A 14,660-nucleotide genomic window follows, 5' to 3' on the forward strand; every position below is an offset into this window, starting at 1 on the left:
AGCCAAAGGGATTTATCGCATTTGGCAACGATGCGAATGACGTTTAATGAATGAGTTGGAGAGCTGAAATATCTATTCATTCTAGATCATACTCCTTTGAATTTGAAGAAATTGCAAGATGGGTTTGTGCCTTACATCACTGACAATAGGGGTACGGGGTAATAGTATTCTATTGTTAGTGAAAAGGGAGGTCAGTACATGAAAACGAAATTTGTAGCTGTGATCGGAGCCGTTATTTTATCTGTGGGTATTGGAACTGTAGCCTATGCTGAGGTTGGAACAGGAACCTTAAGAGAGATGCTTCCGTTCATGCAAGAAATGCATCCAAACCTCAATGATTCTGAGTTAGAGCAAATGTACAATAGTTGTCATGGGCAGGAAAGTGATAATATCCAATCTTCAAGAATGACGCACAATAATTCTAGGATGTATGACAATTCCATGATGTATCGTTAGTCTGAATTTGTTCTACTACAACATGCGAAAAAGCTAGAGGCGCCGTATAAGTTTATTTAACCTATACGACGCCTCTTTTTGTAACTTTTAAGAAAGTTCACTCTATTCAATGTGATGAGTGCTACGCGTTCGACTTAAGCTAGATTCTCTAACGATCAGTCTTGGCTCGAACTGAACCCTCTCAAAAAGACCTTTCTTCTGCTCTTCTATACGTTGGAGCAGAAGCTCCGTAGCCACCTTGGCTACTTCCGCGCCCATAATGGATACTGAGCTGATCTTTGGAGTTGTGATTGTACACAATAAATTGTTATCGACTCCGACGATAGCGATATCTTCTGGTACGCGAATACCTAATTCTTTGAATCGATTTAGTAAGCCTACAGCAACCATATCATTTCCGGCATAGATGGCATCGGGCATATGCGTTAGATTCACAAAGTAATCTGCTGCTTTAGCTCCTGTCTGCAGTGAGAAATCATCTCCGAAATAGACTAATGATCGATCAATCTGATCTAGCGCATCCTCATAAGCAAAGAATCGCTCTTCAATGATTTCTTTTGGCGCACCAGCATAACCAATTCTCGTTCTTCCAATGCTAATCAGATGTTCCATGACTAGCTTCCCCTCTGGTGTGGAGAGACTTACAATATCCGCCTTAACATCGGTATCTAACGTTTTCCCGTAATTGATGATGGAGATCGGAAGGCTGGCTTTATTAATGAGGTCCTTGAGAGTTTTGGGATAAGCAAGCGGTAGAATAATAAGACCATCCACATGAAGTTTCTTCATATCACGCAGTAGTTCTAGCTCTGATCTTATATTCCCTAACGTATTAATCTGAACGACACGATAGCCATAATGCTTCGCTACTTGTTCGACTGAATAGGCAATTTCCGGAATGAAGGCATTACGAATATCAGGAACAGCCAATGCAATCTGCTTGGTCTGACGAAACTTCAAGTTCTGAGCAAATGAATTCGGAATAAATCCAAGCTCCTCGACAGCAGCCAGCACTTTTTCCTTTGTCTTCGGACTAATGCCGTCCGTATTATTAATAGCTCTAGAGACGGTGGCGATCCCAACCCCTGCTAATGCAGCTACATCTTCTATTGTAACTTTATAAGTTCCCAATCTTGGCACTTCCCAACTGATATGAAATTGTTTCCACAATAGTATACATAAATTACATATTAATTATAACATAATCGGCTTATTGGAAGAACATTGGCATTATTATAGGACATTAACATTGACTATGTGTCGATATAGTGACATAATAGTCGTGGAAACGTTTCCGAATTAATTATTTTATTTCCGTAATTATTAGCGTCTTATTCGTAATTCTACATGACTAGGGAGATGACACATATGAAAGCATTAAGATGGCATGGCTTGAAAGATTTGCGTTTAGAGAACATTGAAGAACCAATCGCTCTACCAGGTAAAGTGAAAATTAAGGTCGAATGGTGCGGTATTTGCGGCAGCGACTTGCACGAATATACAGCAGGTCCAATCTTCATTCCAGAGGGTGCCCCACATCCAATCACTGGAGAAAAAGCACCTATCGTTATGGGGCATGAATTCTCCGGAAAAGTTGTAGAGGTGGGCGTTGGTGTAACCAAAGTGAATGTTGGCGATCGTGTCGTTGTAGAACCTATCTATTCATGCGGTAAATGTGATGCTTGTAAGGGAGGGTATTATAACCTTTGCTCGACAATGGGCTTCCTAGGTCTTGCAGGAGGTGGCGGTGGTTTCTCCGAATACGTGGCTGCTGAAGAATATATGGTCCACAAGATTCCAGAGAGCGTCTCTTATGAGCAAGGTGCACTTGTAGAACCTTCTGCCGTTGCACTCCATGCCGTTCGTCAAAGTAAACTCAAAGTTGGTGATAAAGCTGTCGTATTCGGTGCAGGTCCTATCGGCTTACTCGTTATTGAAGCGTTGAAAGCTTCAGGCGCATCAGAGATTTATGCTGTTGAGCTGTCCGAAGAACGCAAGAAAAAGGCGACTGAACTGGGCGCAATCGTCATTGATCCTAAAGAATATGATGTGGTGGAAGAAATCCACAAACGCACGAATGGCGGTGCAGACGTCGCTTATGAAGTTACTGGTGTCCCTCCTGTTCTTACTCAGGCTCTTAACTCGACAAAAGTTGGCGGCGAGTTGATGATTGTCAGCATTTTCGAGAAAGAAGCATCTATTAAACCAAATAACATCGTGATGATGGAACGCACCATCAAAGGAATTATCGGTTATCGCAACGTATTCCCTGCTGTTATTAGCTTGATGGATCAAGGCTACTTCTCCGCTGAGAAACTTGTAACGAAACGAATTAAGCTTGATGATGTTATTGAAGAAGGATTTGAAGCGCTTCTGAAAGAGAAGAATCATGTGAAAATCCTTGTGAAAGCTTAAGTAACAGCTTCTAAAACTGTTTAAAGCAACCAATAGGAAAAGGCGAAGCCAGACAACTGGTTTCGCTTTTTTTAATTCTTTATTGTAGGCATTTTGTCCTATTCATTAACAGGCCTTACTGGTATACTCGACTAATATATATCTGCAATTCACAGAATAAATAATAACTTTAGGAGGATATGTATGTCGACAGCCACAATACTAGATCGTACAGCTAAAATAATTGAAATTGTATGGGATCCGAGAGCGAAGCCAGAAGATTTCGATAGAGTCACGAAAGAAGTGCAGACGTTCTCTCAAGAGCTTGGGGGGAGTTTTGACGTCATCGTTGATATGAGAACAGTAAAAGCATTTATGCCTGAATCTCAAGGGAAACTTGTGGAGCATCAAAAAGCATTGATGGATTACGGAATGAAGCGGGCTGCGGTTATTGTAGCTGGGGCTATAGCAAAAATGCAGCTGAAACGTACGGCAAAAGAAGCATTACATAGTACCGAATCACATTGGGAGAGTTATGAAGAAGCATTACTATTTTTGAAGAATAATCATTAGTAGATAGAGGATCAACTTATAAAAGGCATAATAGATAACGATATTCTATGAAGGCATCTCATGGTTCTCTAAACCGTGGGGATGCCTTTTCCCTATAGAATACGTCATTTTATATATCTATTGAATCAACTCTCTCTGAACCTACGCTTTAATATCAACTGCCTCAATGCGCCTGCGTTCACAAGGACCGTTCCAGTAATGATCGTAATTACACCAAGAAGCGTGATCCAAGAGACGGTCTCATGATAAAAGAGTACACCTACCCCAACCGCAATCGGAGGAGAAATATATAGCCAGGTGGAAGGGAAGACAGGATTCGTCTTGGCTACGAGCCAATAGAACAGGGTATGTCCGACCATAGAACCGATCACGATCAGGTAGAGTAGGGAACCTGCGGTCTGGAATGATAGAAGAAATGCAGGATGCACATCTTCAGTGAACAAAGATAGAATGAACATCATCGCTCCGCCATACATCATTTGGGCTGCATTCATTGCGATCGGCGAGACTTCGGACATGCTATTGATTACTTTTTTAGAATAGAGTGCACCTGTTGCATAAGCGAATTCCCCGATCAGTATGGCGACACAACCGATAAGCCACAATGTAGAGACGTCCATCGAAAGATTGGGCAAGACGAGTAGCAACACACCGATGAAGCCAATAATGCAACCGTATAGCGAGTGTACGGGAGCTTTTTGACGAAGAAAAGTCGTTTGTAGTATTAATATCATCATCGGTCCTGTAGCGGATAGCACGGCAGCGAGTCCGGAAGATACATATTGCTCGGCCCAGTATAGCGCAGTAAAGGTACCAAACGTCAATGTTGCTCCGGTAAATAGCATCTCTTTACGCAACAGCAGGGAGAAGCTTGCCTTGCGTTTCCATACCATCCATAGGAACAGAATAGTACCAGCTAGGAAAAATCTCAGTCCTGCTGAGAAGAATGGAGGTGCGCCGGCATCTACTCCGATTTTGATTGCGAGAAAGGTCGTCCCAAATATTAGACATACAAGTGCATAAGCTACAAGAATCATGTTCATTTCCCCTTTGATGTCATTCATTGAATGTATTTCGTTAATCATATAGGGGATGTGACAGAACAGATTGTATATGACAGAACAGATTGTGATGGTTTGCGTGTACAATAATGTAAATAGGTTATTTCAAAATGAGGTGTTGTAGACAAATGAAAAAGGTGAAGGGTGTTCCGCAAAGTAGCCCGTTGTTCCGACAAGTGTATGACAACATCTTGAATCGTATGGAGCGGGGCGAATGGAAGACGGATGACAAATTACCGTCGATAAGGCTGCTTGCTGAAGAACTCAAAGTCCACAGATTGACAGTATTTAAAGCATATAGACTGCTGACTGAGGAAGGTAAAGTATATGTTAAGGATAAATCGGGTTATTACGTGTCGGCGGACGGCACGCTTTCCGGTGAGGTGGAAGAGGGTGCATTCGTTTCTTCCTATACAATATCCAATTCGTTATCCGATATTCATCGAATCCAAGCGAAGTACCAGTTCTCACAGGCATTGATTGATCCCAATCTGTTACCAAATATATATTTATCGGATTATGTTAAGAAAGTGTTCGATCTATACCCTAAGGTTATGGGAACGTATGCCAGTATACAGGGCGATGATGAGCTAAGGGAGTCGCTCAGCCAACATTTCAGGGAGCATCATCGCTTGCAATTATCATCAGAGGAATTGTTGATTACTTCGGGTGCTCAGCAGGCCATTAATCTGATCGCTCAGATGATGCTCGGGCCTATGGATACGGTGTTAATTGAACGTCCGACATACAGCATAGCGATGGATATATTTCGTAGGCAAGGAGCGCGGCTTATTCCAATTCTGATCACGCCTGAAGGATATGACCTCGAGGAAGTGGAAGCGCTAATGCGTGAACATAAGCCACGTATGTTCTATATGAATCCGACCCATCACAATCCTACGGGATATACGGTTCCGGCGTGGCAGCGTAAATTACTGGTGGAATTAGCGGAGCGCTATCACTGTCTGCTAGTGGAGGATGATCCATTCCGGGATATGTATTTCGAAGAGGAGCCACCACTACCACTATTCGCTTATGACACAGAGGGCTGGGTAGTCTACATTAGTAGCTTCAGTAAGTACATTGCTCCGGGCTTGCGAATTTGTGCTGTAGCCTGCCGGTATCCATTCATGGAGCAGTTAATCAAGGCCAAGTCGTTGGCGGATAACGGGACTCCGCAACTCAATCAGAAGATATTTCTCCATTATTACACTTCGCCACGACTACAACGGCATCTAGACAAGTTGCGTATTGCACTTCAGGTACATAAAGAGATTATGGAGGAAGAGCTCGCTTTAGCAGGATGGGAATGGACGGCTCCGAAGGGCGGGCTCAATCTGTGGGTTAAGTTGCCGGAAGATATGTCGGCAGAGATACTTTTTAGAAAAAGCATAGAGCAGTCAATCAGCTTTGTCCCGGGAGAGATCTGTGATCCGTTGGGAGAGTTGAAATCATGGATTCGTCTCAGCTTTTCCTTTGCAAATGAGATCGACTTACGTGAAGGGATGCAGCGATTGACGGCGTTGTCGCGGACTTTGTAATCGATGTAACTATTCATTGCAAAATCCAAGATTTGTAATATAATTCTTGGAAAAGTATAACGAGGGAGGGTTAGTGTTAATGCAGAGCAATTTCTTAGAAAGTTATGAAGGTTTTCAAATTCACTTTCTGGAGTGGAAACCAAAGAAACGGTGTGATGAGCTTCCTGTAATCTGTATACATGGCAACCTATCTAATGCAAGAATGTATAAATGGATCGGTGACGAACTATCTTCTGAGCGAAATGAGAATCCGAGGCACGTTGTTGCAATAGACATTAGAGGCTGTGGCGAAAGTGGTATGCCCGAAAAAGGATTTTCATTGCAACATATGGCTATGGATATTGAGGCTGTAATGATGCATTTAGGAATCAGCAAAGCTCATTTTATCGCATATTCAAGAGGTGTAGCCTATGCTCTACAATACGCTTTACGAAATCCTGATCATGTTCAAGGGATGATAATTGGTGATTATCCAGCATATTACACGATGTTAAATGAAGACTGGGCAGCAAGAATGGTGAATTCCTATGAATTGTATGATTCTTGGGATAGCCTATATAAGGCAATGATATTAACCGAGAATTTAAGTAGAGAAGATTTCGATGCCAGAATAGAAGACTTTTATGTTGAAAAAGCAGGAATAGTACAAAATAGATATTTGAAGGAATTTCCTCTTAGGCTTCAACTTGAATCTAATGATTATGACCTTTCATCCGCATTGAACAATATAAAAGGCAAAATATTGATTCTAAAAGGAAATGAAGAAGGTTCCCTTTTGAGCGATGAACAAATAAAAGTATACCAACAATATAACCATGAAGTAGTACGAGTACAACAAGCTGGTCATGACGTTTTTGAACCGAGACAACAAGTCAAAGAAGCACTTATGAATTATTTCAAGCACATTATTTAATAGAAAGAAAATAGGATTCAACAAGAAAGGATGGCAATTCTGCCATCCTTTCTTGCATTGTATAATGTCGATATATTTATACCCAGCCAAAGATTCTAGCAAGCTGCGCAACAGTATAGGTTACGCCGAGGGCGATAGCAAGTGGAATCACGGCTGACAATACAGCCCATTTCATGCTTTTCGTTTCTTTATAGATATTTACAAGCGTCGTACCGCAAGGATAATGTAGTAGTGAGAACAACATCATATTAAGCGCGGTCAGCCAGGTCCAACCGTGATTCAGGAATACATCTTTGATACTGCCAAGGCTGTCAATATCGACCATGGCTCCAGAGGACATATAGCCCATGAGTAGAATCGGTAGTACGATTTCATTCGCTGGTAATCCCAGGATAAAGGCCATAATAATATAACCATCCATGCCGAGCATATGAGCGAATGGATCGAAGAAAGCAGCCATGTGATTCAGGACACTTTCGCCCCCAATGAATGTATTGCCTAACACCCATGTGATAATCCCTGCCGGAGCAGCTACGACGATAGCCCGAGTAAGAACATTTAGGGATTTATCCTTAGAGGAAATAAGGATCGTTCTCCAAATCTGCGGACGGCGATAGGGTGGAAGCTCCAGTGTGTAATGTGTAGGAACGCCACGTAGTGCAGTTTTAGACATCACCCATGAAACACTGAGTGTAACGACAATGCCAATCAGTACCATGCCCATCAGCACGGAGGCTGTCGTAAGTGTCTTGAACGCTCCCGTAGAAGCTGCTCCTGTCATGAATAAGGAGGACAACAGAATCAAAGTAGGCCAGCGCCCGTTACAAGGTACGAAATTATTAGTTAGAATTGCCAACATCCGTTCACGAGGTGATTCAATAATGCGTGTGGAGAGGATAGCTGCGGCATTACAGCCGAAGCCCATCGACATGGTCAAAGCCTGTTTGCCATGACCCCCAGATTTCTTGAATAATCGGTCCATATTAAAGGCAACGCGAGGAAGATAGCCGAAATTCTCCAGCAGTGCGAATACAGGGAAGAATATCATCATCGGTGGAAGCATGACACTAATGACCCATGAAGTCCCCCGATATAGCCCTAGTACTAGTACGCCATGCAACCAATCCGGTGCGTGGACTGCTTGAAATCCGGCTGTTAGATAGCCTTCAAGTACTCCGAAGAGGGAAGCAAGCCAGCTCGAAGGATAATTAGCTCCGGCAATTGTAATCCAGAATACGATGCCGAGGATCAAGAGCATAATAGGGAATCCCCATATTTTAGAAGTAACGATATTATCCAACTTGTAGGTACTGTTAAGTTTCTTCTTATCACGGTAAGTTACAGCATCACTGCAGATACTTGCAGATACACCGTAAATGCCGCTGACAATTTCATCTCTTATTGCGCCGCCATCCGCAAGCTTCTTCGCTACTGACAGCAGGGAGTCTAGAGAATCGGATCCTTTACTAACATGTGACTCCATAGCCGATAACCTCCTTTGCTTCAGGTACTTCTTTACTCTTGATGTTCTCTTTGAGAGAGGCAAGTAGACTATCGTCACCGTCCAACAGGCGTAGTGCAATCCATCGCGCCGGATACTTAGAACCGATCATTTGCTCAACCATTGGGGTGAGCTCTGCAATACCTCGTTCGATCTCATCGTTGTAAATGATTCGCATCGGATCTGTTATGAAAGCACCAGTAGCCACACGTTCTACTTGATCTAATAACGCTTCAATTCCTATTTTATTACGGGCAGAAATCGCTACAACAGGGACCCCTAACCGTTTCGAAATGGCCTTCAGGTTGATATCAATACCGAGTCTACGAGCTTCATCAATCAAGTTGATGCAGACAACCGCTCTCCCAGTAATCTCTAGAACCTGTAGTGCGAGGTTGAGATTGCGTTCTAGGGAAGTCGCATCAAGAACGACAAGTGTCACATCCGGTTGTTCAAATATAATGTAATCTCTAGCAGCCTCTTCATCGGCGGAGTTGGAATATAACGAGTATGTACCTGGGAGATCAACTGCACGGTACATATGGTTGTTGTGAGTGAACTCGCCTTCGGCGGTAATGACTGTCTTGCCTGCCCAGTTGCCTGTATGCTGACGCATCCCGGTTAATAGGTTAAACAGTGTGCTTTTTCCCGTATTAGGATTGCCTGCAAAGGCGACAGTATAATGACTCATGCTTCTACACCTCCGATTAATTCTCCATAAATCATTGAGCTTTCTTCTCTCCGTAGGGCAATGGTCGTGTTACTTACTCGAAATGCAGTAGGGTCTCCCAGTGGACTACGCCGTAATACTTCTACGATATTTCCGACGACAAATCCAAGGTCAAGTAATCTTCTTCTTAGAACACCCTGTACTTCGATGGCGCTGATGCACAGTATGCTGCCGTTCTTGGCTTCAGATAATGGAATAATCGTTTCAGTCATAAGTTCTCCTTCTTTCATCTATGGTTGATGCGTTATATCTTGCGTGAGGGATAATATTTTGTTCTACACCACAATATTAGTATATGCGAATGAATTTGTCCCTGCAACAATAATGTTGCACAAAGGCAAAATTTATTATATTAAAAGTTATCCAACCGCTTAGGCGATTACATCGATATCTTATTAATTGTTCTCCAGAAGTGTTCAGAAAACATACATGCAGAAGAGTATGAATTGATTTGATGGTGAACCTCGATTGGAAAGGGGAATTATTTCTTCTGGTGGGAGAAGTCGATCGGGTGTGACGATATCCTAATAAATGAAAAAGCTGACATCGATGGAATATCGATGCCAGCTTCTTTTTATTTTAGGGATTTATATCGAATAGATGTCTAAGGGATCCACACTGCAAGAGGAGGTTTATTTGCGCCCAACCATCCGGAATCCGGGGCGGAAAGGATCAGCTTGGTAAGTGAATCAGGAGCATCCCAATAATTTACAATTAATTGATGAGGCTGGCCATCATTAGGAATTACGATAGATCCATCATTAGCATAAGATCCATTTTTAACAAAAGCATACCACTGGCCATTATAATCATTATCTGTCGTATTCGTTACGGTAAAATACCGTTTGCTACCGTCTATCTTATCGAATTGAATAGTTATCTTCTTCTCAACCTCACACACGGCAGGTTTAGATTGAAGTGACTTATAGTCTTTATCGGCTATGGTTAAGCTAGTAGGGATGTTCTGACCGGAATACGTTCCCCATTCCGTGATATCGAACACAAGGGTGGTTTCGCCACCAGCAGCAATGTTAGGTAACCACTGATCCTTTACTACATTCCCTTTAGCATTTTTGGCAATCCAGTATCCACCATTGGGCCAACTGCTGTTATAGTCGGAGGAAGTGGGGTTTTTGATTTTCCAGATTTGTTGGGTAGCTGTCGATGAACAATCATACTTGATGACTAGATCGGATTCAGTGGCTGTACTTGCTGCGAAAGTGGCCAAAGGTAGAGCAAGTAAAAAAATGAATGTAAGTAAGCTGATGCTAAGCCATTTGATGTTTTTTTTGTTCATAAGCAGTCCCTTCTCTTTGTGAATTTTTGATTTATGCTAGGTATTGCTAGGAATAGTGCTGATGATTGAATAGTCTTTATATTTTTACAAGGCTCGCGTTGGCGATTCTGAACAAGTATTTTAAAACCCTCTCCAAGTTCACACTTGAGAGAGGGTTGTCTTCGTAAAGTTAAGGAAATAAATCTAGTTTTTAGCAGAGTTTAGTTGCCAGTGCTTCCATTGGCTTTAGCCTAAGGAGCGGTTACTTGTGGCCCTTCAGAAGAGACAACTCCAGTCTTCTGGTTGGAGGGAGATACGACTTGCGGCCCTTCAGAAGAGACAACTCCAGTCTTCTGGTTGGAGGGAGATACGACTTGCGGCCCTTCAGAAGAGACAACTCCAGTCTTCTGGTTGGAGGGAGATACGACTTGCGGCCCTTCAGAAGAGATAACTCCAGTCTTCTGGTTGGAGGGAGATACGACTTGCGGCCCTTCAGAAGAGACAACTCCAGTCTTCTGGTTGGAGGGGGATACGACTTGCGGCCCTTCAGAAGAGACAACTCCAGTCTTCTGGTTGGAGGGGGATACGACTTGCGCCCCGTCAGAAGAGGCACTCGGTTTCTCTTTGGCGACTGTTGGTTGCGGATCAACAGAAGAGTCTACGTTTGATTTTTCATTAGAGACTGTTGGTTGTTGCACATCAAGAGAGGCTACGGTGAAATTCTCTTCGGAGGTTACCGTACTCGGTAATTGTATAGGTGTCTGACTGACTTTGGGATTCGTTAACGCGCATCCACTTATGAAGATTAAGGTTACCAATCCAAGGAACGACATACGATACGAATTTGCTTTATATTGTTTTATCATTTTAATTCTCCTTTGTAGTTGTGTTTTGCTTCCTGTGAGATTTACGTTTCCTGCAACTCGAACAGGCTGTGAGAAATTTTCCAACAATTTAATAAGTGTATATCCATAGTGCTGGCTTCTGTCAGGAGTAAGGTAACTTAGTGCGAGAGCATCACTTGCGATTTCCTGGTCTTCCCGCATGCGATGATAACCATACCAAAGAACTGGATTAAACCAATGAATAATGAGTAAGACATGCATGAACCAATTGAAGGCAATGTCATTTCGCTTGTTGTGAGCCAGTTCATGTAGAAACACGTGCTGCAATTCATCGTCATTCAAGCTGTTTAAAATAGTATGAGGCATGATCAGTTGGGGTTTCATAAAACCGAATAGGGTCGGCGTTGCCAAATTGCTAGATTTAATAAGAGCGATGGGTTTATTTATTGACATCAATTTTTTGCATTGATAGAAAAGCTCCAATACTCTTACATCAGTTATCGTAACCGACTCTTGTCTCATCTTTTTGGCAAAATTTCTATTGATCCAGATGGTGTATATCCCCAATAAACACATGCCAATCATCCATATAACCATTAAAATTCGATATATAGAATGGGTAGCAGCTTCCGCCGGTATAACAGTCTTCGCAAGTATTTCTTCCTGAGTAACTTGTACAACCGAGTGAACTGAATCCGTATAACCGATCCAATTATAAATACTGAACTCGCTCTCTGGGCCCCATGGCACAATTAATCTTACAATAACCAACAGCCACATCAAGTAATGCCATCTTGGTTTCAATCGATGTTTTAGCACATGCTGCATCATCATAATCAACAAGACCAAAATACTTGCCATGATCGAGACAGACCATACGCAATCAAAGAGATTAATAAGGTGTTCTGTTATTCGATTCATATTCACCCTTTCCTTTCTTTAATCGAGTTAATCTATTTTGTCTTCTCATCAAGGATGTTTTTCAATTCTTTAATATCTTCCGCAGAGAACTGTTCTTCTTTCAAAAAGTTAACAAGCAACGGCTTAAATGCGCCGCCGTAAATTCTTTTCAGGAAGGAATCAGTTTCGGACTTCACACATTCGTGTTCAGATACTAGTGGATAATAAGCATAAACCCTATTTTCTTGTGAATACGAAATAGCTTTTTTTTGAGTTAATCTATTTAAAAGTGTTCTTACTGTTTTCGGTTTCCAATCTGTCTGATCTTCTAAAACCTCAATTACTTCGTTTGCCGTACATGGTGCCTTGGTCCAGAGAACTTTCATTACCTCCCATTCGGCATCAGATATATTGGGAACATTTTTCATTAGGATGACCTCCAGACTTTTTTGGATTACATATGTAATACGGTTGTTATATTACATGTGTAATCTTCGATTGTCAAATATATGAAAAGTCGGACGGGAGTAAGAGAAATATGAATAGGAGGAATCTATGCGAGATCTTGCATGAATTTGAGGCTTTAGGCTAATAATTTGTGTGGCGAGAATTCAAAATACTGAGTTCAGTTAATTAATTTGGAAAGGAGACTATAATATGTCAAATGTAAACACAGCCATCATCTACTATAGCTCTGGGGGAACCAATCATCAATTGGCTGAGTGGGCAGCAGAAGGTGCTAAAGAAGCAGGAGCTGAAGTGAACGTGTTACGCGTTACAGAAACGGCTCCACAAGCTGTCATTGACTCGAGCCCTGGTTGGAAGGCACATTTAGAAGAAACGCAATATGTACCCGAAGTAACATTAGCTGACCTTGAATGGGGAGATGCTATTATTTTTAGTGTTCCTACACGATTTGGTATCATGCTAGCTCAAATGAAGCAGTTCTTTGACACGACAGGTGGTCTATGGTTTCAAGGTAAACTTGCGAATAAGGCTGTTAGTGCGATGTCTTCTGCCCAGAATCCATACGGAGGCCAAGAAGCTACTATTTTATCCTTATATACAACGATGTATTGGTGAGCCATTGTCGTTGCACCTGGGTTTACGGATCCTGTAGCCTTTGGGGCCGGTGGAATCCATATGGGACAAGTGTTACTGTAGGTCAAGATGGGAAAATGATAGAGGATGTTCAGGTAGCAGTGAAGCATCAAGCTAAACGCACGACAACGATTGCGGGATTGCTCAAAGAGGGGAGTTAATAATAATAAAAACTAATCGAAAGATAAATAAAAGATCCCCTGCCATCGTGCATAGGGGATCTTTTTATGTGTAATTAGAATAGAGGTGGGAGGACGAGTGGGAATTCGGGATTTTATTTAGAGTGATAGGCTAACAAGGGGCATGTTCACAGGCGTATATAAAGGGATAATGAGTCGTTGTTTATTTTTGAAATATACGATTTCTTCATAGCCGATGTCTTTAGCAAGTTTGCGGGCATCATCGAGCATATTTCCTAATTCATCTGGAAAATGAGCGTTGGAAGAAAGTGTGATTGGTACATCATAATCCTTCAAAATAGATAGAAATGACGTGCTCGGGCATATTTCATTTGTTGAATAACGATAAGCTAACCCCGTATTTATTTCTGTAGCGACATCAGCAATGCTAAGGGCAGCAGCTACATTGTTATAATGAACTTCTAATTCATCTTGTGGAGGAAGAGGGCAGAACACCTTAATATGATCCAAATGAGCCATGAATTGAAAAAGACCACTGTGTACGGCTTCAATCACAGTCTGATAATATTGATCGTAGAGCAAAGAGAGATCATGATCTTCAAAATGACGCTGGGTATCCGGATTATCGAACTTCCATCCCTCGTGGAAATGAACAGAACCGATGACATAATCGACTTGATAAGGTTCAAGAAGAGCTTTAAGTTTATCCTGAGAACCAGGGAAATAATCGGCTTCAACACCTATCGATAGATCTTCATAGAACCTTGCTGCATTACGCATACCCGATAAATAATCCTCTATGGAGTAAGTGCATACAAGATCTAACCACTCACGTTGCATCTTACCAATGGGGCTGTCATCTAACAGCATGAATTCTTCATAATAGCTCTTAAACTCGTGGAAACGATATAAATGATCCACAACTCCGAACTTTGTGATACCTTTCTTGCGACCTTGTTCTAGATATCTTGTAATCCAGTCTTCGGAGTAACAGCCTTCTTTCATTCTACGCGCTAGACTTCTGGTGATATGTTCAATCCAAGCACGGGATTCATATTCCGTATGACTGGTATGATTACGCGAGGTTTGCTCCAGTGCTAATGCTGTACGTTTAAGCCATGCTAAGGAATAAGTTCCCTCTTCTAGGTGAAAGTGAAAGTCGATTTTCAATACATAGCCTCCTTTGTTTCATGTGTACTTTAATGTATTGTATCGATCAACCGTTAGCT

At 42.0% G+C, this 14,660-nt stretch carries 14 protein-coding genes and 1 pseudogene; 6 read left to right on the top strand and 9 right to left on the bottom strand.

All coding sequences use genetic code 11. From position 1 onward, the window contains the following. Nucleotides 1-198 precede the first annotated feature (198 nt). Entirely contained in the window at nucleotides 199-456 is a 258-nt protein-coding gene (locus tag BW961_RS06310) for a hypothetical protein (RefSeq protein WP_068582250.1), read from the top strand. Nucleotides 457-558: 102 nt separating this feature from the next. Here BW961_RS06310 and BW961_RS06315 read toward each other — a convergent pair whose 3' ends face one another. Beyond that, on the bottom strand, nucleotides 559-1,587 hold the full coding sequence (locus BW961_RS06315; protein WP_068582253.1) for a LacI family DNA-binding transcriptional regulator: 1,029 nt from the start codon (nucleotides 1,585-1,587) through the stop codon (nucleotides 559-561). A gap of 237 nt (nucleotides 1,588-1,824) precedes the next feature. Between BW961_RS06315 and BW961_RS06320 the strand changes: the two genes are divergently transcribed. Together BW961_RS06320 and BW961_RS06325 are read left to right on the top strand one after the other, a co-directional pair. Then, nucleotides 1,825-2,871 carry a 2,3-butanediol dehydrogenase gene (locus BW961_RS06320; protein ID WP_068582256.1) on the top strand — a complete coding sequence of 349 codons (1,047 nt, stop codon included), beginning with the start codon at nucleotides 1,825-1,827 and terminating at the stop codon, nucleotides 2,869-2,871. A gap of 183 nt (nucleotides 2,872-3,054) precedes the next feature. Next, nucleotides 3,055-3,423, top strand: coding sequence for a hypothetical protein (locus tag BW961_RS06325; RefSeq protein WP_068582259.1), 369 nt, complete (start codon nucleotides 3,055-3,057; stop codon nucleotides 3,421-3,423). Between the two features lie 125 nt (nucleotides 3,424-3,548). On the opposite strand, the gene BW961_RS06330 is transcribed toward BW961_RS06325, so the two are convergent. Then, nucleotides 3,549-4,460 carry a DMT family transporter gene (locus BW961_RS06330; protein ID WP_068582262.1) on the bottom strand — a complete coding sequence of 304 codons (912 nt, stop codon included), beginning with the start codon at nucleotides 4,458-4,460 and terminating at the stop codon, nucleotides 3,549-3,551. A 152-nt stretch (nucleotides 4,461-4,612) separates the two neighbouring features. On the opposite strand from BW961_RS06330, the gene BW961_RS06335 reads away from it, so the two are divergent. Then, nucleotides 4,613-6,025 (top strand): aminotransferase-like domain-containing protein, encoded by a 1,413-nt coding sequence (locus BW961_RS06335; RefSeq protein WP_068582265.1) that lies wholly within the window; start codon nucleotides 4,613-4,615, stop codon nucleotides 6,023-6,025. Between the two features lie 79 nt (nucleotides 6,026-6,104). Then, nucleotides 6,105-6,938, top strand: a complete 834-nt coding sequence (locus tag BW961_RS06340; protein WP_068582268.1) for an alpha/beta fold hydrolase — start codon at nucleotides 6,105-6,107, stop codon at nucleotides 6,936-6,938. A 76-nt stretch (nucleotides 6,939-7,014) separates the two neighbouring features. On the opposite strand, the gene BW961_RS06345 is transcribed toward BW961_RS06340, so the two are convergent. The 6 genes from BW961_RS06345 to blaI form a co-directional block, all read right to left on the bottom strand. Then, on the bottom strand, nucleotides 7,015-8,421 hold the full coding sequence (locus BW961_RS06345; protein ID WP_068582271.1) for a nucleoside recognition domain-containing protein: 1,407 nt from the start codon (nucleotides 8,419-8,421) through the stop codon (nucleotides 7,015-7,017). Then, the gene (locus tag BW961_RS06350) at nucleotides 8,405-9,130 is read right to left on the bottom strand and encodes a FeoB small GTPase domain-containing protein (RefSeq protein WP_068582272.1); all 726 of its coding nucleotides are present in this window, start codon (nucleotides 9,128-9,130) and stop codon (nucleotides 8,405-8,407) included. Before BW961_RS06350 ends, BW961_RS06345 begins: the two co-directional genes overlap by 17 nt. Further along, complete coding sequence (locus BW961_RS06355; protein WP_068582276.1) at nucleotides 9,127-9,381, bottom strand: FeoA family protein; 255 nt, start codon at nucleotides 9,379-9,381, stop codon at nucleotides 9,127-9,129. The genes BW961_RS06350 and BW961_RS06355 overlap by 4 nt, the downstream gene beginning before the upstream one ends. A gap of 392 nt (nucleotides 9,382-9,773) precedes the next feature. Next, nucleotides 9,774-10,466: a hypothetical protein gene (locus BW961_RS06360; RefSeq protein ID WP_068582279.1), complete on the bottom strand. Its 693-nt coding sequence runs from the start codon at nucleotides 10,464-10,466 to the stop codon at nucleotides 9,774-9,776. A gap of 230 nt (nucleotides 10,467-10,696) precedes the next feature. Next, on the bottom strand, nucleotides 10,697-12,211 hold the full coding sequence (locus BW961_RS06365; protein ID WP_076576709.1) for a M56 family metallopeptidase: 1,515 nt from the start codon (nucleotides 12,209-12,211) through the stop codon (nucleotides 10,697-10,699). A 32-nt stretch (nucleotides 12,212-12,243) separates the two neighbouring features. Beyond that, nucleotides 12,244-12,618, bottom strand: a complete 375-nt coding sequence (blaI, locus tag BW961_RS06370) for a penicillinase repressor BlaI (RefSeq protein WP_068582332.1) — start codon at nucleotides 12,616-12,618, stop codon at nucleotides 12,244-12,246. Between the two features lie 229 nt (nucleotides 12,619-12,847). Here blaI and BW961_RS06375 point away from each other — a divergent pair. Continuing rightward, nucleotides 12,848-13,452, top strand: a pseudogene (locus tag BW961_RS06375) (NAD(P)H-dependent oxidoreductase). Nucleotides 13,453-13,569: 117 nt separating this feature from the next. Here the strand turns inward: BW961_RS06375 and BW961_RS06380 are convergent. Then, complete coding sequence (locus BW961_RS06380) at nucleotides 13,570-14,601, bottom strand: PHP domain-containing protein (RefSeq protein ID WP_068582335.1); 1,032 nt, start codon at nucleotides 14,599-14,601, stop codon at nucleotides 13,570-13,572. Nucleotides 14,602-14,660 lie beyond the last annotated feature (59 nt).

Origin of the sequence: Paenibacillus macquariensis (assembly GCF_900156375.1) — a bacterium.
Taxonomy (GTDB): Bacteria; Bacillota; Bacilli; order Paenibacillales; family Paenibacillaceae; genus Paenibacillus_AQ; species Paenibacillus_AQ macquariensis.